Source organism: Promicromonospora kroppenstedtii DSM 19349 (genome assembly GCF_000515355.1).
In the GTDB taxonomy this organism is placed as follows: Bacteria; Actinomycetota; Actinomycetes; order Actinomycetales; family Cellulomonadaceae; genus Promicromonospora; species Promicromonospora kroppenstedtii.
In genome coordinates this window covers 226,609-246,897 of the sequence record NZ_KI911686.1, presented here as the reverse complement: position 1 = coordinate 246,897, position 20,289 = coordinate 226,609, and the positions used below count along the sequence as shown (strand labels likewise).

18 protein-coding genes and 1 pseudogene are annotated in these 20,289 nt (G+C 71.8%); 5 read left to right on the top strand and 14 right to left on the bottom strand.

The genetic code is table 11. From position 1 onward, the window contains the following. Both PROKR_RS15720 and PROKR_RS15715 read left to right on the top strand, forming a co-directional pair. Positions 1-209: pseudogene (locus tag PROKR_RS15720) on the top strand (hypothetical protein); the annotation flags it as partial. A 33-nt stretch (positions 210-242) separates the two neighbouring features. Beyond that, on the top strand, positions 243-1,100 hold the full coding sequence (locus PROKR_RS15715) for a carbohydrate kinase family protein (RefSeq protein ID WP_036964564.1): 858 nt from the start codon (positions 243-245) through the stop codon (positions 1,098-1,100). Here the strand turns inward: PROKR_RS15715 and PROKR_RS15710 are convergent. Both PROKR_RS15710 and PROKR_RS15705 read right to left on the bottom strand, forming a co-directional pair. Further along, entirely contained in the window at positions 1,097-1,963 is an 867-nt protein-coding gene (locus PROKR_RS15710; RefSeq protein WP_036964563.1) for an HAD family hydrolase, read from the bottom strand. The genes PROKR_RS15715 and PROKR_RS15710 overlap by 4 nt on opposite strands. Then, positions 1,960-2,583 (bottom strand): TetR/AcrR family transcriptional regulator, encoded by a 624-nt coding sequence (locus PROKR_RS15705; protein ID WP_036964562.1) that lies wholly within the window; start codon positions 2,581-2,583, stop codon positions 1,960-1,962. The genes PROKR_RS15710 and PROKR_RS15705 overlap by 4 nt, the downstream gene beginning before the upstream one ends. 98 nt (positions 2,584-2,681) lie before the next feature. On the opposite strand from PROKR_RS15705, the gene PROKR_RS15700 reads away from it, so the two are divergent. From PROKR_RS15700 to PROKR_RS15690, 3 genes are all read left to right on the top strand, one after another. Then, complete coding sequence (locus PROKR_RS15700) at positions 2,682-4,190, top strand: MFS transporter (RefSeq protein ID WP_051433033.1); 1,509 nt, start codon at positions 2,682-2,684, stop codon at positions 4,188-4,190. A 127-nt stretch (positions 4,191-4,317) separates the two neighbouring features. Next, positions 4,318-5,154: a class II glutamine amidotransferase gene (locus PROKR_RS15695; protein WP_036964561.1), complete on the top strand. Its 837-nt coding sequence runs from the start codon at positions 4,318-4,320 to the stop codon at positions 5,152-5,154. 71 nt (positions 5,155-5,225) lie between these two features. After that, positions 5,226-6,074, top strand: a complete 849-nt coding sequence (locus PROKR_RS15690; protein ID WP_036964560.1) for a MerR family transcriptional regulator — start codon at positions 5,226-5,228, stop codon at positions 6,072-6,074. A 72-nt stretch (positions 6,075-6,146) separates the two neighbouring features. Here PROKR_RS15690 and PROKR_RS15685 read toward each other — a convergent pair whose 3' ends face one another. From PROKR_RS15685 to PROKR_RS15630, 12 genes are all read right to left on the bottom strand, one after another. Then, positions 6,147-6,641, bottom strand: coding sequence for a YajQ family cyclic di-GMP-binding protein (locus PROKR_RS15685; protein ID WP_036964559.1), 495 nt, complete (start codon positions 6,639-6,641; stop codon positions 6,147-6,149). A gap of 143 nt (positions 6,642-6,784) precedes the next feature. Next, a complete protein-coding gene (gene htpX, locus PROKR_RS15680; RefSeq protein ID WP_036964558.1) occupies positions 6,785-7,708 on the bottom strand; it encodes a zinc metalloprotease HtpX in 924 nt (307 codons plus the stop codon). Between the two features lie 132 nt (positions 7,709-7,840). After that, on the bottom strand, positions 7,841-9,238 hold the full coding sequence (locus PROKR_RS15675; RefSeq protein WP_036964557.1) for an FAD-dependent oxidoreductase: 1,398 nt from the start codon (positions 9,236-9,238) through the stop codon (positions 7,841-7,843). Positions 9,239-9,370: 132 nt separating this feature from the next. Continuing rightward, positions 9,371-9,604, bottom strand: a complete 234-nt coding sequence (locus PROKR_RS15670; protein WP_036964556.1) for a hypothetical protein — start codon at positions 9,602-9,604, stop codon at positions 9,371-9,373. Next, positions 9,604-10,350, bottom strand: coding sequence for a hypothetical protein (locus PROKR_RS15665; protein ID WP_036964555.1), 747 nt, complete (start codon positions 10,348-10,350; stop codon positions 9,604-9,606). Before PROKR_RS15665 ends, PROKR_RS15670 begins: the two co-directional genes overlap by 1 nt. Then, a complete protein-coding gene (locus PROKR_RS15660) occupies positions 10,347-11,135 on the bottom strand; it encodes a hypothetical protein (RefSeq protein ID WP_036964554.1) in 789 nt (262 codons plus the stop codon). Before PROKR_RS15660 ends, PROKR_RS15665 begins: the two co-directional genes overlap by 4 nt. Next, on the bottom strand, positions 11,132-12,151 hold the full coding sequence (locus tag PROKR_RS15655) for a WXG100 family type VII secretion target (RefSeq protein WP_157602135.1): 1,020 nt from the start codon (positions 12,149-12,151) through the stop codon (positions 11,132-11,134). The genes PROKR_RS15660 and PROKR_RS15655 overlap by 4 nt, the downstream gene beginning before the upstream one ends. 166 nt (positions 12,152-12,317) lie before the next feature. Continuing rightward, the gene (locus PROKR_RS15650; RefSeq protein ID WP_020016062.1) at positions 12,318-12,602 is read right to left on the bottom strand and encodes a WXG100 family type VII secretion target; all 285 of its coding nucleotides are present in this window, start codon (positions 12,600-12,602) and stop codon (positions 12,318-12,320) included. A gap of 112 nt (positions 12,603-12,714) precedes the next feature. Then, on the bottom strand, positions 12,715-17,190 hold the full coding sequence (locus tag PROKR_RS15645) for a type VII secretion EssC family protein (RefSeq protein WP_036964552.1): 4,476 nt from the start codon (positions 17,188-17,190) through the stop codon (positions 12,715-12,717). Between the two features lies 1 nt (position 17,191). Continuing rightward, entirely contained in the window at positions 17,192-17,890 is a 699-nt protein-coding gene (locus PROKR_RS15640; protein ID WP_020016060.1) for a hypothetical protein, read from the bottom strand. Positions 17,891-17,938: 48 nt separating this feature from the next. After that, positions 17,939-19,570, bottom strand: coding sequence for a serine/threonine-protein kinase (locus PROKR_RS15635; protein WP_036964551.1), 1,632 nt, complete (start codon positions 19,568-19,570; stop codon positions 17,939-17,941). 49 nt (positions 19,571-19,619) lie between these two features. Next, positions 19,620-20,289 (bottom strand): FHA domain-containing protein (locus PROKR_RS15630; protein ID WP_157602158.1); only part of this gene is annotated, 670 nt, incomplete at its 5' end.

The window sequence follows — 20,289 nt, the reverse complement described above, 5'->3', positions numbered from 1 at the left end:
GGGCGGGCGGGGCGGTGCCCGCGCTCATCGACGGCTCCGTCGGGTTCGCGTACGCGCCGGGCGGCACGCCGCGCGGGCTGTTCGCCGTGGTGGTGCACGACGGGCAGATCGCTGCCGTCGACATGATGGGCGACCCGGCCACCGTCGCCGGGGCGCACGTGCTGCTCCTCGGCCGAGCCGGAGGCGCAGCCGACACCGGCGGTGCCTGACGCCCGTCCTTCAGCAGATGGGAGGGTGTGCGCATGAACTCTCCTCGCACCGTCGTGGCCGGGCCCGCGACCTGGAACACCATGGTCCGGCTCGACCGCCTGCCCGACCCGCGCCCGCACACCCTGTCCGCGCGCGGGTCGGTGCGCACGCTGGGCGGGACGAGCGCCGGCAAGATCCTGAACCTGGCCGACCTGGGCGTGGCGAGCACGCTCGTGGCCGACGTCGGGACGGATCCCGAGGCGGACCTGATCCTGACCGCGCTGGGGCGCGCGCGGGGTGCGGAGGTTCTCGCGCGGCGCGTGGCCGGGCCGTCGGAGCAGCACCTGAACCTGATGACCGATGCCGGCGAGCGCCTCTCGATCTACCTGGCGGTGCCCGAGGCGTCGCCGGAGCCGGACGCCACGGCGGTCGCGCGCATGTCGGCCGCGGAGCACGTGGTGCTGGACCTGAGCGCGGTCGGGCAGGCGCTGCTGCCGGCCGCCGTGGCGGGCGGCGCCACGCTCTGGACCGACCTGCACGACTACGACGGCGCGGCCGAGTTCCACCGGCCGTTCGCCGACGCGTGCTCGTTCGTCTTCCTCAACGACGACGGTACGGACGACCACCGCGCACTCATGACTGCGCTTCTGGAGCGGGGCGCGAGCACGGTGGTGTGCACGCTCGGCGCGCGGGGCGCCGTGGCGCGCACGGCCGACGGCTGGTTCGAGACGGCGGCGGAGCCCACCGAGGTGCTGGACACCAACGGCGCCGGCGACGCGTTCTTCGCCGGGTTCTTCGCGGCCCACCTGGGCGGGGCGGGCACCGCGGAGTGCCTCGGAGCGGGCGCGAAGCAGGCGACGCGCGCCCTGGGCACGCGCCACCTCAGTCCCCTCCTGGACGAGCCGGCCTAGGCGCGGGCGAGCAGGGTCGCGAGCTCCTCGGCGACGCCGTCGGCGTCGTGGTGCCCGACGACGGCGTCCGCGCAGGCCAGCACGTCCGCGTGGGCGTTGGCCACCGCGATGCCGCGGCCCGCCCAGGTGAGCATCGGCAGGTCGTTCGGCATGTCACCGAACGCCCAGACGTCGGCGGCGTCGACGCCGAGGCGCGTGCACCAGCGGGCCAGCGCGGCGGCCTTGTCGACGCCGGGCGGCATGAGCTCGGCGAGGCCGACAGCGCCGGAGTACGCCAGGTGCGCGTACTCCCCCACGGCGGCGCGGATGGCGGTGAAGAACTCCTCCTGTGCCAGCCGGATGTCCTCCGGCGGGTCCAGGAGGATGCCCGGCGGCGGTATGCGCGCGGGGTCGAGCGCCAGGATCTTGGAGACCGGGCCGCGAGCGCCGAGCGTGCCCAGCGTGTCCTCGACCGGTACCGACCACAGGCCGGGGTCCAGCGCGGGCTCCCGCTTCGGGTAGGCCGGGTCGAACGCGACGCCGTCGGGGCGCTCGAAGGCGAGGGCCGCGTGGGGCAGCGCGGTGCGGATGCCGGTCACGACGGCGCGCACGGCGTCGTCGTCGAACCCGCAGATCTCCAGGGTCTCGCCGGAGGCGAGGTCGAGCACACACGCCCCGCCGATGCAGATGACGCGGCCGTGGCCGCCCACGGTGTCGGCGAGGTGGTCGAGCCAGCGCGGGGGGCGGGCGGTGACGAAGACGACCTCGACGCCCGCGGCGTCCAGGTCGGCGAGGACCTGGCGGGTGCGGTCGGAGACCTTGCCGTCGCTGCGCAGGAGCGTGCCGTCGAGGTCGGTCGCGACGACCCGGGGCAGACCGGTCACGGCTCGGTCCGGATGCCGGCGGCGGGCAGGATCACCTTGTCGATGTTCGAGATCAGGAACTCGCGGTCGACCGGCCTGCCCAGCATGAGCAGGCGGTACGCGACCATCGCGGGACCGATCATGCAGAGGTGCTCGATGTCGGCGTCGGCCGGGATCTCACCGCGGTCGATCGCGCGCTGGAAGAGGACCCGGTTGACCGAGGCCCGCGGCTCGACGAGCGCCGCGCGCGCCGCGCTGGCGAGCTCGGGGCTGCGGGCGATCATGGACACGATCCCCGCCATCACCTTGAGCTTGCGCTCGGCGGCCCGGATGCTCGGCGTCCTGATCATCGCGACGAGGTCACCGCGCAGCGTGCCGGTGTCGGGCAGGTCGTCGAGGTCGAACTCGTTCGACTTCATGCAGGCGACGGCATCGAGCACGAGCTCGGCCTTGGACGACCACCGCCGGTAGACGGTCGCCTTCCCGGCCTTGGCCCGCGTCGCGACCATGTCGATGGTCATCCCGTCGTACCCGGACTCGGACAGCACGTCAAGCGCGGCGTCCAGGATCTCGGGGTCGCGGGTGTGGTCCCTCTTGCGTCCGAGACGGGGCTTCGCCTCCGTCTGGTCGACCTGCGTCATCGCCGTCGTCCTCCTCTCTGCACTGTCCGACCTTACCCGCGGGTTAATACTGAACCAACTGTATCCGGAACTCATCAGTTCCGTATATGCTGCGAAGCATGTCCCAGACTTCAACCCCCGCGACGGACAGTCGTCGCTGGATCACGCTCGTCGTGGTCGGGCTCGCCCAGCTGATGGTGGTGCTCGACGCGACCGTCGTGAACATCGCCCTTCCCTCGGCCCAGGCCGACCTCGGCTTCTCCGACGGTCAGCGCCAGTGGGTCATCACCGCGTACTCCCTCACGTTCGCGAGCCTCCTGCTGCTCGGCGGCCGCCTCTCCGACCTCATCGGCCGCAAGCGCACCTTCGTGATCGGGCTCATCGGGTTCGCCCTCGCCTCGGCCCTGGGCGGCGCCGCCGGCTCCTTCGAGCTGCTCGTGGCCGCCCGCGCGCTGCAAGGCGCGTTCGGCGCGCTGCTCGCCCCCACGGCACTCGCCGTGCTCACCACCACCTTCACCGTCCCGCGGGAGCGCGCCCGCGCGTTCGGCGTCTTCGGCGCCATCGCCGGGGCCGGCGGCGCCGTCGGGCTGCTGCTCGGCGGCGTGCTCACCGAGTCGCTCGACTGGCGCTGGAACCTCTACATCAACGTCCTCATCGCCGCGATCGCGCTGGTCGGCGCCTTCGTCTTCATCCCGCGCGTCGCCCGCAGCGGCCCGCGGCCGCGGCTGGACGTCCCCGGCACGCTACTCGTCTCGGGCGCACTGTTCGGCCTGGTCTACGGCTTCTCGAACGCCGAGACCGGCGGCTGGGACGCGCCCCTGACGTGGGGCCTGCTCACCGCGGCCGGCGTACTGCTCGTGGCCTTCGCCTTCTGGCAGACGCGTGCGGCGCACCCCCTGCTGCCGCTGAAGATCGTGCTCGACCGGAACCGAGGCGCCGCATACCTCTCGGTGCTGATCGCCGGCGCAGGCATGTTCGGCATCTTCCTGTTCGTCACGTACTACCTGCAGCTCACGCTCGGCTACACGCCGATCCGCACGGGCCTGGCGTTCCTGCCCATGATCGGCATGCTGATCCTCGCCGCGCAGCTCGGCACCAACGTGCTCGTGCCGCGCTTCGGACCCAAGCTGCTCGTGCCGATCGGCATGACCCTGGGTGCGATCGGCATGATCGACCTCACGTTCCTGGACGCCTCGAGCACGTACGCCGGGCACGTCATGCCCGGCCTGATGGTCATCGGCTTCGCGATGGGCACGATCATGCCCGCGTCGATGCAGACCGCCACGCTTGGCGTGGACCGGGAGTTCGCCGGCGTCGCGTCGGCCATGGTGAACACGAGCCAGCAGGTCGGTGGCTCCATCGGCACCGCGCTGCTCAACACGCTGGCCGCCACCGCCGCGGCCGACTACCTCGCGGCCCACACACCGATGACCGCGGCGGTCGGCGCCCAGGCCGCGATCGAGAGCTACTCCACCGCGTACTGGTGGGGCGCCGGCTTCTTCGCCGTCGGCGCGGTGCTGTCGGCCCTGCTGTTCCGACGGCGCGGCCAGGGGCTGTCGCTCGCGCACCCGACGCCTGCCGCGTCGTCGGACGCCGAGCGGGTCGCGGAGCCGGTGAGCGTCGGCTGACCGACCCGGGTCGCCGTCACGGAGGGACACGCCGTGACGGCGACCTGGAGCACGCTCGACCTCACCCGATTCGGATGACGTGCCCGGTCGGCCAGTGACGCATGGTGGCCCCGAGAGTGAGGTCGAGATGTGTCGTTGGCTCGCGTACTCGGGATCGCCCGTCCTCCTGGAGGATCTGCTCTACAAGCCGGAGAACTCTCTGGTGGTGCAGAGCAGGCACTCCCGGCTGGGCGCGGAGACCATAAACGGTGACGGCTTCGGCGTCGGCTGGTACGGCGCCCTGGAGGAGCCGGGCATCTACCACAGCACCGAGCCGGCCTGGAACGACCGCAACCTGCGGGAGATCTCGGCCCACTCGGCCGCCGGGCGGGTCTTCGCCCACATCCGGGCCTCGACCGGCACGGACGTGCAGCAGGCCAACTGCCACCCGTTCCGGCACGGCCGCTGGCTCTGGATGCACAACGGGTCCATCGCCGAGTTCCGGGCGGTGAAGCGGGACCTGATGCTGGCCGTCGCTCCCGCCCTCTACCCGGAGATCGAGGGGTCGACGGACTCCGAGCTCTTCTTCTACCTGGCCCTCACGTTCGGGCTCGAGGACGATCCACCCGGAGCGGTGGCCCGAGCGGTCGGCCTCATCGAGGAGACGGGGCGGCGCCACGGCGTCGAGCACCCGATCCAGATGACGGTGGCCACCACCGACGGCGCGACCACGTGGGCGTTCCGGTACTCCAGCGTGGGCGAGTCCCGGTCGCTGTTCCACAGCACCGACATCTCGACGCTCCGCCACCAGTACCCCGACAACCCCGTACTGCACGGGCTGTCCGACGACGCACGGCTCGTGGTGTCCGAGCCGCTCGGGGACCTGCGCGGAGCCTGGCGCGAGGTGCCGGAGTCCACGTGCCTCGTCGTCCGCGGCGGCCGCGAGGAGCTGCGCGAGTTCTCGCCCGCGCCAGCTCTCGGGTAACCGGAGTTGCACCTCTCGTAGCGGCATGTGGTCCGGTGGACCTACGTCCCGCTCCGAGGAAGGCTCCACTCATGCACCCGTCCTTCGTCCCGCCCCGCCAGGTCAAGATCGGTGACGCGGCGGCCTTCGCCGGCACCACGCCGCGCGCGATCCGGCACTACCACGAGATGGGCCTGCTCCCCGAGCCGGAGCGGGGCGGCGACGACCGGCGCCGCTACGGCTACGAGGACATGATCCGGCTGCTGTGGATCCGCAGGATGGCCGACGCCGGGATCGCGCTCGACGACATCCGCGACGCCTTCGGCTCCACTCCTGCCGGTCCCGACGACGACGGCATCGCGGCCGTCCTGGAACGGCTGGACGAGACCCTGGTCGCCCAGGAGGCAGAGCTGGGCCGGCAGCGGGCGGCCGTGCAGCGCATGCGCGCCCAGGGCAGCCGGGCAGGCCTGCTCGCCGACGTCGTCACCAGCCGCCTCTCGGACCTGCCGGAGGGGGCGCTGCGCCAGGCGGACCTGGACACCCTGTTGGTCACCGAGCGGATCTTCGGCCCGCTCGGGGCGGCGGTGCAGGCCGGCCGGTTCCTCGTCCTGGCCGCCGATCCGGAGCTACGGGCGGCGTCCGACCGGGTCGACGCCGCCGAGGAGGCACTGGACGACACCGTCGCCGTCGACGACCCCCGGGTGGCCCGGGTGGCCGCCGAACGGCATGCGTTCGAACGAGTGCTGGCGGCCGCCATGGAGGAGGCCGGGCTGGACGAGAGCGACGACGCGCTCTTCGAGTCCTGGGACGCCGGCGAGATCCCGGACGGCGGGCAGAGGTCGATGAGTGCGTTCGAGGCCGTCGGGAAGATGCCCTACGACTTCTCCCCGGCCCGCCTGCGCTGCATGGAGCTGGCAGTGGAGCTCGGAACGCGCGGCTGAGACCGCGGAGGACTGGGCACAGGGCGAACGGGCGGTCAGCGGAGAACCGGTGGCCGCCCGTCCCCGGAGCCGTCAGCGGTAGTTCGTGAACTGCAGCGCGAAGTCCAGGTCCGAGCCCTTGAGCAGGCCCATGACCTCCTGGAGCTGGTCGCGGGACTTGCTGGTCACCCGGACCTCGTCACCGGTGATCTGCGTCTTGACGCCCTTGGGGCCCTCCTCGCGGATGATCTTGGTGACCTTCTTGGCGGACTCCCCCGCCAGGCCCTCCTTGAGGGTCGCCGCGAGGCGGTACTCCTTGCCGGACGGCTTCGGCTCGCGCTCGCCCACGTCGATCGACTTGAGCGAGATACCGCGCTTGACCAGCTTGGTCTCGAAGACGTCGAGGGCCGCGAGCACGCGCTCCGACGAGTTGGCGACGAGGACGATGCTCTCGCCGCTCCAGGTGATCGAGGCGCCGACGTTCTTGAAGTCGTACCGCTGCGAGATCTCCTTGGCGGCCTGGTTCAGCGCGTTGTCGACCTCCTGGCGGTCGACCTTGCTGACGATGTCGAACGACGAGTCGGCCATGTGTGGTGCTCCTTCTGCGTAACAACCCGGGCGCCCCTGCACGCCCGGTCGGAATCTGCTCACCGTATCCGCACCCGCCGACCGCGACGAATGCTTTGCGCGGGTGAGGCGCCGACGTTCGCGCCGACGGTGGGCGGGTGGTGTCAGAGCATCCCGGGCGGGGTGCCCCAGTCCGGGCCGGACGTCGGGCCGCCCGGGTTGTAGCCGCCGCCAGGGCCGCCCGCCATGGCCTCAAGCCTGCGGATGCGGTCCGGCATCGGCGGGTGCGTGGCGAAGAGGCGGCCGATGCCGGCGCCGCGGAACGGGTTGGCGATCATCAGGTGCGACACGTTGGTCAGGTCGCGGTCCTGCGGCAGCGGGGCGCGCTGCGTACCCTGCTCCAGCTTGCGCAACGCGGACGCGAGCGCCAGCGGGTCACCCGTCAGCCGGGCGCCGTCCTCGTCGGCGTCGTACTCACGGGTGCGAGAGATCGCCATCTGGATGAGCATGGCCGCGATCGGGGCGAGGAGGGCCATGGCGAGCGCCGCCAGCGGGTTGCCGCCCTCGCGGCGGTCGCCGCCGCCGAAGAAGAGCAGGAACTGCGCCAGGGCCGTGATGACGCCGGCGAGCGCGGAGGCCACCGACGACGTCAGGATGTCGCGGTTGTAGACGTGCATCAGCTCGTGGCCCAGCACTCCGCGCAGCTCGCGCTCGTTGAGCAGCCCGAGGATGCCCTCGGTGCAGCACACGGCGGCGTTCTGCGGGTTGCGGCCGGTGGCGAACGCGTTGGGCGCCTTGGTCGGCGAGATGTAGAGCCGCGGCATCGGCTGGCGAGCCGCCGTGGAGAGCTCACGCACGATGCGGTGCATCTCCGGCGCCTGCAGCTCCGTCACCGGGTACGCGTGCATCGCACGGATGGCGAGCTTGTCGGAGTTCCAGTACCCGTAGGCCGTGGTCACCAGCCCGATGGCCACGAAGATCCACAGAAAGCTTGACCTGGCCCCGAAGAGCGCCCAGAGCCCGAGGATCACGGCCCACATGCCGCCGAACAGCGCGGCGGTCTTCAGCCCGTTGTAGTGCCTGTGCATCGCACTCCTTTCCTCCCACCCGAACGCGCCAGCCCGGTCCGGGGTTCCCTGGAGGTCCGGCGCCCACCCGCAACTGTGCCCGGAAGACCTGGGTCTTCCGGGCACGGTTGCTGGATGTCCGCGGTGAGCAGCCTACGAGCGGCGGCTGATGCTGACCATCTCGTCGCGGGGGACGACCTTGATCCGCTCGCGGCCGACGGCCTCGCCGAGTGCCCGCTCGTGGGCGTCCAGGAGCTCCCAGCCGGACCACTCGATGTAGTCGACGCCCTTGCCGGCGAGGAACTCGGTGACGGCCTCAGGCGTGCCCTGCGGGGCGGTGCGCCCGCCCGTCAGGTCGCCGGGAGCCTCGCCGTCCGCCACACCGGTGACGTCCTCGACGAGGTGCCGGATGGTCTCCGACGCGTCGGACTTGGTGTGGCCGATCAGGCCCACCGGGCCGCGCTTGATCCAGCCGGTCGCGTACACGCCCGGGACCTGGTTGCCGTCGATGTCGACGACGCGGCCCTCGCGGTTGGTGATGACGCCCTTGACGTCGTCGTACGGGATCTCCGGCAGGGAGGAACCGAAGTAGCCGACGGCGCGGTACACGGCCTGCACGGGCCAGTCGGTGAACTCGCCGGTGCCCTTGACGGTGCCGTCGCCCTGCAGGGCGGTGCGCTCCGTGCGGAACCCGACCACCTTGCCGTCCTCGCCGAGCACCTCGGCCGGGGCGTGCAGGAAGTGCAGGTGCAGGCGGCGCGACGCCGTGTTCTGCGCGGGGTCCTTGAGCGTCCAGTCCACGAGGGTCTTGACGACCTGCTTGGTCTGGTTGGACGAGTTGATCGCCGCCTCGGAGCCCTCGTCAAAGTCGAAGTCCTCCGGGTACACGACGATGTCGACGTCGGGCACGTGGCCCAGCTCGCGCAGCTCCAGCGGCGAGAACTTGACCTGCGCCGGGCCGCGGCGCGCGAACACGTGCACGTCGGTGACCGGGGACTTCTCCAGGAGCTCGTGCACGTTGGCCGGGATCTCGGTGGGCAGCAGGTCCTTCGCGTGCTTGGCGAGGATGCGGGCCACGTCGAGCGCCACGTTGCCGGCGCCGATCACGGCCACCTGCTGCGCCTCCAGCGGCCAGGTGCGCGGCACGTCGGGGTGGCCGTCGTACCAGGACACGAAGTCGGCGGCGCCGTACGAGCCGTCCAGGTCGATGCCCGGGATGTTCAGCTCGGCGTCCTTGATCGACCCGGTGGAGAAGATCACCGCGTCGTAGAACTGGCGCAGGTCCTCGAGCTTCAGGTCCACGCCGTAGTCCACGTTGGCCAGCAGGCGGATGTCTCCGCGGCTGAGCACCTTGTGGAGCGCGACGATGATCTGCTTGATGCGCGGGTGGTCCGGGGCCACGCCGTACCGCACGAGGCCGAACGGCGCCGGCAGGCGCTCGAACAGGTCGATGCTCACGTCGAGGTCGGTCTTGGACAGGATGTCGCTCGCGTAGATGCCGGCGGGGCCGGCGCCGACGACGGCGACGCGCAAGGGTCGGGTGGTGCTCACGAAGGGGCGCCTTCCGGTCGAGGACAAGGGAAGCGAAGGCCGCTTCCGAGTCTACCGACCGGGTAAGGCCCACCTCACCCCAGGTTCAGGGGGTGGACGTGGGGTTCCTGTGAGAATCCTCGCGTCGTGGGCTCAACGGCCCTGTTCGCGCTCCCGCTGGACCTTGCGGGCACGTCGGCGGAGGCCGGCACGCTCGGCCGCCTGGTCCAGCGCTCCGTACCCTGCGAAGCCGAGCGCGAGCAGGCCCAGCAGGCCGGCGATCACCGCCACGGTGATGAGGTCGAACGACCTGGCGAAGACGACCACGCCGAAGAGCCCGAGGCCTGTCCCGAGACTCCACCTGATGACCCTGCTCTCGTCGCCCACTACGCGCGTTCCAGCGCCGCCACCAGCCGGGGCACCTGCGTGGCGGCGTCGGCCGGCCGCCCGCTGATCCGCACCAGCGGCAGCACCTGCTGCGAGAGACCGGCCACGGGCTGTCCCAGGTCCACCAGAGCGGACTCCAGCGCGCCCACCAGCCGGTCGGGCTGCCGCCAGGTGCCGAACCACCACACGACCCGCTCGCGTCGCGCCGGGTCCTCCGCGCGGAACGTCCCTGCGGCGTCGACGTAGCTCCGCTGCGCGACGGGGCCCAGCGCGGCCACGAAGGCCACCCCGTTCCAGGCCCACACCGCGGTGCGACCGGTGGTCAGGCGCGTGCGGCCGCGGAGCATGTCGGCGAGCTTGAAGCCCGGACGCACGGCGGTGATCGAGTCGACCTCGAACCGGTCGAACGGCACGACGCGCGGCTTCAGGCCCGGCGCGAACGAGCCGATGAGCAGCCCGCGGTCGAGCACGACCACCTTCTCCGACCCCATGTACCCGAGGACGATCCAGCCGATCACCACCCAGGCCGGGATCAGCACGACCGCACCGACGATGCCGCCGGTACCGAGGGAGATGACCACGGTGAAGAGCACGGCGACCCCGACCGCGACCCACCACGCGGTGGGCGACGGCGGGTTGGCCTCCACATGGCGGATGCCGCCGAGCTCGGGGAGCTCGGCGGCGATCCTGCGGGCCTTGCGGGGGACGCGGTCCCCGGTGACCGAAGTCGTTCCCGCAGCGCTCATGCGGCGAGCAGCTTCCCGGGGAGGCCGCGGACGACGCCCGCCCCCACCTCGGTGAGCACCAGGTGGTCGTCCACGCCGTCGCGGACGTCACCCTGCAGGGTGAACACACCGCGCGGTCCGGAGTACACGGTCACGTTGCGCACCATGTCGTCGTTGACCTTCACTGCGCTCAGGACGCAGACCGTGAGCGCCTCGGACAGCTCGGGCAGGGTCGGACCCGCCGCCTCGAACTCCGGCACGGTGAACGTACGCGGCTTGCCCGCCATGATCGCGGCGGACGTGGGGTCGAGGAACTTCTCCAGCCGCTCCCCGAGGAAGGCCTCGGGATACACCGAGAAGGTGTGGTGGCCGCTGGTCGCGACCTCCTCCTCCAGGATCCCGTAGCCCTCGTGCAGGTAGCAGAACACCCAGTGCCGGCCGAGCGAGGTGACCCGCTCGATCGAGAGGATCGCCTGCGGGGTGCGTCGCAGCACCAGCGTGCCGGTGAGCTCAGGGATCGCGTCGATCCCCACCTCCTGGCCCTCACCGCGGCTGGCGGGCACGACGTAGCCCTGGCCGAGAAGCGCGCGGAGCGCCACCTTGCCGACGAGCTCCTTGTCGATCTCGCCCTGGGTCTCGAGCCACGGCATCGGCGTGGGCTGGACCGCGTGGACACCGTCGAGGACCATGACCTGCTCGTCGGTCAGGTTGACGATCCCGACGGGCTTGCCCTCCTCGGCGCGCCCGAGCACAGCGATGGCCGCCTCGTAGTCGGCCTTGGTGAAGTTCATCGTCTGCTCGCTCAACTGAACAGCCCTCCTACGAAGTCACCGGCGGCCGAGAGGCCGTCCCCTACCGCATCGCCGACGTCGGATACGACATCCCCTGCCGCGTCTGCCATGTTGCCGATCCCCTCACCGATGTCGCCGACCCGATCGCCCGCCCAGTTCCAGGCGTCGCTCGCTGCACCCGAGATCGAGTCCCAGTTGTCGTACACCATATTGCCCAGGGCCCAGGCACCGGCAACCACACCGGCGCCGACAACGATCCCGACGCCCACCGGACCGAGCATCGCGGCGCCACCGAGCGCCATCGCGATACCACCGGCGCCACCGATGACCGACACACCACCCATGACCCGGTCGACACCGCCCCGCACGCCGTCGTACTGGGTGTTGAACATCTGGTTGAAGCCGCCGACGACGCCGAACACACCGCCGATGCCGCCCACCAGGCGGCTCGCGCTGCCCAGCTTGGCGAGCATGCCGAAGTCCTCGGCCACGCCGATGCTGGACGCGGTACGCCCCACGAGGCCACCCGCACCGCGGTAGACCTCGGTCGTCGCGTCCGCGATGGCCGCCGCGCTGCCGAGCCGGTTCGCCTGGAGCAGCCCGTGCAGGGCGCTCCCGGTCTTCCAGGCCTTCCACCCCGCCAGACCCGTGGTGAAGGCCTTGAGCCCGAGCGCGCTCCACATGCCGAGGCCGCCGCCGGCGTCGCTCGCGCCGGCGACCTCGGTGCCGCCGATACCGCCCCCGCCGATGCCGGAGTAGTCGCTCGACGTCTGCTCCTGCGCGTCGGCGTTGGAGCGCACCTTGCCGGCCACCTCGCCCAGCGCGGCCGCCGTCTCCCGGAGCCGCACCAGGTGGCTGCCGCTCCACTCCTGACGGAAGCCCTCGGCGTCCGGCCCGCTCCAGCCGCTGTCCTGCGGGACTGCCGACTCCACGACGGTGACGATGTTCTCGAGCCTGTCGCTACCCTCGTCAAACTTGTCCGCAAGCAGACGCAGCGCCTCGATGTCGGCGCCGACCATTCCCCCGCTCACTTGGTTCTCCTCACGTCCCGCCGGTGACGGCGTCGGGCTTCGCCTGGGTACAACCGAGAAATTCTTTTGTCCTTACGACTCAAGGGGTGCGGGCCGTAGTCGGTCCCGCACCCCTTGGTACCGGCCCTCTGTCGGGGCCAGGCCTCTGGAAGAGGCTCGAGCTCGATCAGTACGCGCTCGAGGTCTCGTCCTGCATCTGAGCGTTGTTGTCGGCCGTCGTGCCGTACTGCTCGAGCGCCGCGGCGATCTCGTTGAGCTTGGCGGCGTGGGTGCCGTCCCACTCCTCCTGGAACTGCACGGCGTCCTGACCGTTCCACTGGGTCTGGGCCATCTGGCTCGTGATCGTCGTCACGACCTGACGGACGCCCTCGGCCTGGGTACGGAGCGTGTTGGCGAGGCTCCGGACTGCCTCGACATCAAGACCGAAAACGTTGCCACCCTCTGCGACCATGTCAAGCTCCTTTGTCTGTGGCTGCCCCCTCGGACAACCTCCGTCTCTGCGACGTCACGAACTATTCCATGGCCCGTGACGCGGTGGAATGGGGAGGACTCCCCATGCCCCGTCACCCCGGGAGGGCGACGTGGATCTTGGTTGCGCGGCCCGCCGTGACGAGGAACCCGCGCCCCGGCGGGAAGTCCTTGCGGCGGATGCGGCCGAGCGGGGTGTTCATGAGCGTCTCGCCGTCCGAGTCCCCCGGGGTCAGGAGGAGGCCGTTGCGGCCGGACTTGAACGGGCCCGCGAGCGTGAATGCCTTGCTCCAGGTGGACGACTCCGACTCACCGATGACGAGCTGGTCCTTGCGGGACGCGAGCTTGACGAAGGCCTCCATCGGCTTCTCCGCGGGCGTGCCCGTGAGCTCGGTGTAGTTCTCGATCATCACGGTGAGAGTACCCGGGGCCAGCCGATCGCTCTCGAGGGCCGCGGTGAGGTCCTTGAGGGTCTCCACGATCTCCTCGGGACTGGGCGCCGACATGTCCCAGAGGTCCATGACGGACAGGCTCGACCGACGCGACGAGAGGTAGACGAGCCGCCCGCTGCCGGCCCTGCGCAGGGCGGTCGCCAGCGTCACGAACGCCGTCGTGCGGCCCGAGCCGGGCGGGCCCGCCAGCATGAGCGGGCCACGCATCGGCAGGCCGATCGGGGCGATGTCCAGGTCCCGCAGGCCGATCGTGGCCAGCTCCGCCGAACGCTGGGGCAGCTGCTCCAGCGTGAACGACTCGGGCAGCCGCTCGACGCCGGGCGCCTGGGGCACCCCGCCGACCGAGCGCATCGTCTGCTCCAGTCGCGCGAGCTCGCGCGACTGCACCGCACCGTTGGAGTCGCCGCCGAGCACGGCGATCTGCGCCTCCTGGCCGTACATGATGGCCCGGCCCGGCGCGGACGCCGGGGTCAGGACGTCCTTCGGGACGTTCAGCATCACGTAGTCGTCCTCCTTCGCCATGCGGTGCACGATCCGCTTCTGGACCGTGGAGGCCAGCGACGGCGGCACGGAGACGGCGCGGTCGCCGCTCATGACGAGGTGGATGCCGACGGGGCGGCCGTCGGTCGCGAGCTGCGTGAACGTACCGAAGATCGAGAAGCCGCGGGCCGTGATGTTCTCATAGGCGTCGCGGAACGCGCCGATGCCGTCGACGAGCACGATGATGCGCGGCTCGTCGGGCTTGTTCGCCAGGCGGCGGTACTCCTCGATGGTCGAGGCGCGCACGGCGGCGTAGCGGTCGGCCCGCTGGTCCAGCGTGTCGCGCAGGCGGCGCAGGAGGCGGCCGACGCGCTCCTCGTCGTCGCCCGCGATGATCGCGCCCACATGCGGCAGGTTCTCCAGCATCGACAGACCGCCGGAGCCGCAGTCGATGCCGTAGACCTGCACGGGGCCACCGCGGTGCGTCAGGCCCGCGGAGACCGCGATCGTGCGCATCGTGGTGCTCTTGCCGGTGCCGCCGGTGCCGTAGATGGCGAGGTTGCCGTCGCTGTCCGGCTCGTAGTGCACGGTCGGCTGGGCCTGGGCCGGCGGGTTGTCCAGCACGCCCAGCACGAGCTGGGAGTCGGTGCGCCGGTTGGGCAGCAGCGCCAGGTCGTACGTAGGCGCCAGCTCCGGCAGCCACGGCTTGCGGGGCGCCGGGACGCCCGCGTCGTTCGCCGCGCGGCGGATCGTGCTGACCACGCGCGCGATGTCGTTGGGGCCGGGGTCGCGGTCCTCGATCACCTCGGGCGCGGGCAGCTCCCAGCGGCGGCCGGTGCCGAAGTCCATCTCCTCGATGTCCAGCGAGGAGCGTTCCGGCTCGTCCGTGGTCCAGCCACCGGCGTAGCCGGTCTGGAACGTGGTGAGCCGGCCGGGGCCGGTCTTCGCGGCGCCGCGGCCCGGGATCGACGGCGAGAAGTGCGCCGCCATCTCGTCCCCGAGCACATCCTTGGAGTCGTGCTCGTCAGCCATGCGCAGCGCGATGCGCAGGTTCGTGTTGGCGCGCAGGTTGTCCTTGATGACACCGGCGGGGCGCTGCGTCGCCAGGATCAGGTGCAGGCCGAGCGAGCGGCCACGCTGGGCGACGTCGACGACGCCGTCCACGAACTCCGGGACCTCGCCGACCAGGGCCGCGAACTCGTCGACCACGATGATCAGGCTCGGCGGTGCCTCGGGGTCGCCCGTGCGCTCCAGGGACGCCAGGTCCTTGGCCTTCTTGCGGTTCAGCAGGTGCTCGCGGTAGTGCAGCTCCGCGCGCAGCGAGGACAGCGCGCGCCGCACGAGGTGCGGCGACAGGTCCGTCACCAGGCCGACGGTGTGCGGCAGGTTGACGCAGTCGGCGAACGCGGCGCCACCCTTGTAGTCCACGAACAGGAACGTCACGCGGTCGGGGCTGTGCGCGGCCGCCATGCCGAGCACCCAGGACTGCAGGAACTCCGACTTGCCGGCACCGGTCGTACCGCCCACGAGGGCGTGCGGGCCCTGGGTGCGCAGGTCGAGGTGGAACGGCTCCACGCCGTCGTGCCCGACGAGCGCGCGCAGGTTGGTCGGCGTCTTGCGCCGGACCGGCGGGGAGCCGTCACGCGGGGTGAGGGACAGGTTCTCCCGCCACCGCTCGATCACGCCGCCCGGGTCCTTGCCGAGCCCCGTGCCGGCCAGCGACAGGTAGGAGACCGCCCGCGGCAGGTCCGACTCGTCGTCGGTGGGCGCGCCGATGTCGATCACCGGCGACAGGATCCGGGCCACCTCGCGCGCGGTGCCGAGGTCGGCGACGTCGCAGCGCACCGGGTAGGCCAGCTGGCCGTAGTGCACCTCGCCCGTCATGGCGCCGTTGTCGGTGGAGTTCGGGTCCAGGAGCACGAAGGTGCGGCAGGCCGCGGGGAGCTGCTCGACCGTGGGCGCGATCCAGACCACGTGGACGCCGGCGGCGGCGCCGTGCTCGACCAAGCGGACGAGCCGGGCCCGCTCGACCGGGGCGTCGTCCTCGACGAGGACGACCACGGACGGCAGCACGGGCGGGGGCGGCGGGTCCTTGCGGGTCTTCTCGGCGTCGAGCTCGCCCACGAGGGCCGCGTTGCCGTCGAGGCTGACGCCGCGGGCCTCGACGAGCTCCTCGAGCCGGGTCAGCAGGGAGATACCGGACGCCGGGTCGTCGGCCAGGTGGTCCGACGCGCCGAGCGGGCTGTGCGGCGAGCCCGTGTGGGGCAGCCACTCGAGCCACTCCCAGTCGGCGCGCGAGCGCGCGGAGGTGAGCGCGGTGACGACGAGCTCGGCCGGCGAGTGGAGCGCGACGAGCTGCAGGAGCACGGAACGGCCGACCGGCTCGACCACGCCGCTCGGTCCGGCGATGCCGACGTTGCCGCCGTGCCGGAACCCGGCGCCCATGGGCACGTCGTGGATGGTGAGGCACTGCTCCTGCAGGTCCAGCACCCGCTGCCAGTGCTCGGGGATCGCGTCGTTCTCGCGCGGCTCGTCGAACAGGGTGCGGGCAGGGCCCGAGCCGAGCCCGAACCGCACCGAGAGGAAGCCCCGGTGCTCGGGGCGGTGGGTCCACATGAGCCCGCCGAGCCGGCGTACGGCGTCGAGCGACTCCGCGAGGGAGGGCAGCTCCGCGAGCCGGACGGCCCGCTCGACGGCGTGCGTGCGGTCGATCCGCTCCGACGTCGCGACGACGGCCTGCTCGAACTGCTCGGACGCCTCCTTGAACTGCTTCTTGCCGAAGATCTTCCGGTCCATCCACATCCCGAACATCATCACCGGGCTCATGAACATGAAGATCAGCGAGATCGGGTTGCGGGTGACCGAGTACATGACGGCGCCCATCGCCATCGGCGCGAGCATCATCAGCCACGGCAGGCGCTGCGGCTGCGGGGGCTTGGGCGGCTTGGGCGCCTTGATCTTGATCTCGCCGAACCGGGTGACCACGCGCGGCGACCGGTTGAACTCGACGACCGGGCTGGTCGGCGCGATGTTCGTCGACCGGTGCAGCGCCACCACCGACAGCGTGGTCTCGCCGAGCGTCACGGTGTCGGACGACGTCAGCACGGCGCGCGTCATCCGCTTGCCGCCCATGACGAGGCCGTTGGCCGAGGCGAGGTCGTGCAGCTCGATGGACTCGCCCACGACGACGCGGGCGTGCCGCTTGGAGACCTGGCCGTCCTGGAGGCGGATGTCCATGCCCCGGTCACGGCCGATGTAGGACGTGCCGACGGGCAGCGGGAAGTCGCGCCCGGCGTCGGGCCCGTCCAGGACGCGCAGCTGTGCGACGGCGGTGCCGCGGTCCTGCCCCGGGTTCACGAACTGGTCGGAGACCCGCACGATCGAGACCACGGACCCCGAGCGCAGGCCCGCCTGGACCAGGTCGCTGGTGGGGGTCAGCACGCGGCCGCTGGTGAAGCTCGTCGACCCGTCGCCGACCACCTGCAGGGAGAGGTTCTCGGGCGCCGGGGCCCCGTTGCGGGTGGGGTCGCCCGAGAAGAGGGCCTCGGCCACGTCGCGCACCGTCGCGGTGGCGTCGGCGGTGACCGCGACGTTCACGCCGGACTCGTCGGGTCTGTTCAGCGTCAGCTTGATACGCACGTCAGGCGTCGTCCTTCAGGTCGAGAAGTGGAAGGTCTGCGGGTGTCACCAGGCGGGAGGCGACCGCGTACTCGACGAGCCGGGCACGCCGGTTCGTGGCGAGCACCCCGGGGCCGCCGCGCAGTCCCTTGACGCCGATGCGATCGAGCTTCTCGCAGACGTTGTCGAGCTTGCGGTTGAACCGGGTGGTGGCCCAGCCCAGCCGGCGAGCCGCGTCCGCGCTGGACGGGATCTCGCTCAGGCCGGTGCCCTCGCGGCGCAGCATGGGCTCGGCGAGCACCACGATGAGCTGCTTCTGGCTGGTGGTGAAGCTGATGGCGCCGATGGTGGTGGCACCGGTGTCGGGGTCCTCGGACCGGACCTCGTGGTACGGGGCGTCCGTGAGCTGAGCCGTCAGCTCGTAGGTGGTGGGCCCGGCGGTGAAGACGATCGAGGTGGTGGGGAAGACGATGGGCAGGCGGTGGCCGGGCGGGAGCCACGACTGCACCCCGCCGCCGGCGTCGCACACCGTCGCGGAGATCAGGGAGCCCACGTTCGAGAGCCACCAGATCCCGTCCTCCTGCGTCAGGCGCAGGAAGCGACGGTGCAGGTAGGGGTTGTCATCGATCGCGAGGTCGCCCTCGCGGCCCACGTCGAACCCGTCCGCCGCCTGCGCAGGATCGAACCACTCGCCACAGAACTCCAGCGCGAGATCGCCCACGTCGTCCTCTCCCCTGTCCCTGTCAGCCGGCCGCTCGACCGGAGCACGTCAGTCCAGCTCGACGCACGCCTGCTCCGGCTGCGCCGACGGCTTGCCCGCACGCACCACGACGACCTCGAGGCACGTCCGCTCGCCCTCGAGCCGGGTCACGGTCACGGTGGTGCCGACGGCGGGCTCGTAGCGGCTCTCCTCGGTGGCCGAGAGCACACGGTACCCGTACTCGTCGCCCTCCTCACTGGATTTCGGCGGCTCCCAGGTGAAGACGGCGTTCTTGCCCTCCGCCTTGCCCACCAGGTCACGGACCGGGGGCACGTACCCGACGCCGGGCGCCGGGGGCGGGTCGCCGGCCACGGTCGTGGTCTGCTCCGCCTCGGGCTCCCCGGCGCCGGGCTTCAGCGCGATCCAGCCGACGACGAGGACGGCCACCAGCACGACGGCGCCGGCGATCAGCGCGATGGTGCTCCACGGGGACGACTTCTCGGGCTCGACCGCCTGCGGCTCCTCCGCGGGGGCCTCGGGTCCCCGCGTCCGGTGCACGGTCTCCTCGACGGCCGGGGCGTTCCACCCGACGGCGGCCACCGGCAGGTCGACCGCGGGCACGGTCGTCGACCGGCCCGGCGCGGTGCCACCCTGGGGCGCCCAGCCGGACGTGCCCTGGGTGCCCTGCGTGGCGGGAGCGAAGCCGACCGACGACGTCCCGCCCACGGCCGACGACTGCGCCGGAGCAGGTCGCTGCCCCGGGTCGATCGCCGTCACGTTCTTCAGCCGCGTACCGTCGTCGTCCTCTTCCTCCTCCGCGACCGCACCGGTCTCGTCGAGGAGGTCGATGGGGGTCATGTCGCGCGCCAGGCCCACCTGGACCTGCTGCAGGGCTCGGGCGAACGCCAGTACCGACGGGTAGCGCGAGGAGGGGTGCTTGGCCATCGCGATGCGGAGCACCTGCTCCAGCGACGGCGGCACGTCGTTGCGCCCGATGGGCGGCAGCGGCGCCTGCTCGATCCGCGCGACCAGGTCGGCGGACGTGTTGGAGCCGCCCGGCACCTCGAACGGGGTGCGGCCGGCCAGCAGCGTGTAGCAGGTGGCGGCCAGCGCCCAGACGTCCGTCGTCTTGCCCGCCACGGGCGGGTCGCCGAACGACTCCGGCGGGGACCACGGGATGGACATGCCCTCCGCGGCGGAGGCCTGGTCGACCGTCGACGAGATGCCGAAGTCGGTGAGCGCCGGGTGCCCGAACTGCGTCACCAGGATGTTGGCGGGCTTGAGGTCACGGTGCAGGATGCCGAGCCGGTGGGCGGTCTCGACCGCGCCGGCGATCTGGATCGTGGTGCGCAGCGCCTCGGCCAGCGAGAAGCGCTCCGACCGGTACCGCGCGCCCAGGTTGGGGCGAGAGCAGTATTCCATGGCCAGGTACGGGCGGCCGTCGTCGGCGACGCTCGCTTCGTACATGGTCACGATCGAGGGGTGGTTCCCGAGGACCGCCATCAGGTCGGCCTCGGAGTCGAACGCGACCCGCTGGGCGTCGCTCGCGTGCTCCTTGAGCAGCACCTTGACGGCGACGAGCCGCTTGGGTCGCTGCTGCTCGTAGAGGAACACGTCCGAGAAGCCGCCGGAACCGATCAGCTTCTTGTACTCGAACCCGGCGATCTGGGGCGGCGCGGAAGGCGCACGCTTGCTGCTCACAACACTCCTTCTTCTTCGATGGTGGAGGGGTACTCGTCGGTCGAGGCCCTCACCAGATGCCCTCGAAGGTCAGGGTCGCCCCGTCGCCCAGGTCCACGACGTCGCCCTCGACCACGATCACCTTCTCGTTCGGGTGCAGCCGCCGGGGCTGCTGCCCCGGGCGCAGGAGGGTGGTCCCGTTGGTGGTCGCGAGGTCCGCGACCAGCACGTGCCACTCCTCGAGGGTGATCTCGACGTGCGACCGCGAGATGTCCTGGTCCGGGCTGGCCACGGTGACCAGGCGCGGAGTGCGGTCCGCCGACGCGTTGCTGGTGCGCGGACGCCGGCCCACGATGACCGGGCGGTCCAGCTCGACCACCTGCGGGCCCCCGATGCCGGGCTGCACACCGCCGGTGACGAGCATCTGCCCGAGCGACGGGCGCGGCACCTGCTCGGCGTCGCCGCCGAGCTCTGCGCCGCAGGTGCGGCAGCGGTCGTGCGTGGGCGGGTTGGGGTGGCCGTCGGGGCACAGCAGGCCCAGGATCTGCGGCCCGCCCGGCAGGATCCCCGCCGAGAACTTGGGCACGACGGCGCCCGCGGCCTTGCGGAGCGCGGCGATGTCGGACGACATCATGGTCTGGCCGTCGTGGTCGTCCAGGGGCATGTCGTCGGCCGGGGCGTCCCCGACGGAGGCGGCCCGCTGCGCGGCGCCGGGGGTCACGCCCGGGGGCGGCTCCGCC

Bases quoted from the DNA above. Each gene is read 5' to 3' on its own strand.
- PROKR_RS15685 (WP_036964559.1), bottom strand. From the start codon at position 6,641: ATGGCCGACTCGTCGTTCGACATCGTCAGCAAGGTCGACCGCCAGGAG.
- PROKR_RS15715 (WP_036964564.1), top strand. From the start codon at position 243: ATGAACTCTCCTCGCACCGTCGTGGCCGGGCCCGCGACCTGGAACACC.
- PROKR_RS15695 (WP_036964561.1), top strand. From the start codon at position 4,318: ATGTGTCGTTGGCTCGCGTACTCGGGATCGCCCGTCCTCCTGGAGGAT.
- PROKR_RS15705 (WP_036964562.1), bottom strand. From the start codon at position 2,583: ATGACGCAGGTCGACCAGACGGAGGCGAAGCCCCGTCTCGGACGCAAG.
- PROKR_RS15700 (WP_051433033.1), top strand. From the start codon at position 2,682: ATGTCCCAGACTTCAACCCCCGCGACGGACAGTCGTCGCTGGATCACG.
- PROKR_RS15690 (WP_036964560.1), top strand. From the start codon at position 5,226: ATGCACCCGTCCTTCGTCCCGCCCCGCCAGGTCAAGATCGGTGACGCG.
- PROKR_RS15650 (WP_020016062.1), bottom strand. From the start codon at position 12,602: ATGGTCGCAGAGGGTGGCAACGTTTTCGGTCTTGATGTCGAGGCAGTC.
- PROKR_RS15665 (WP_036964555.1), bottom strand. From the start codon at position 10,350: ATGAGCGCTGCGGGAACGACTTCGGTCACCGGGGACCGCGTCCCCCGC.
- htpX (WP_036964558.1), bottom strand. From the start codon at position 7,708: ATGCACAGGCACTACAACGGGCTGAAGACCGCCGCGCTGTTCGGCGGC.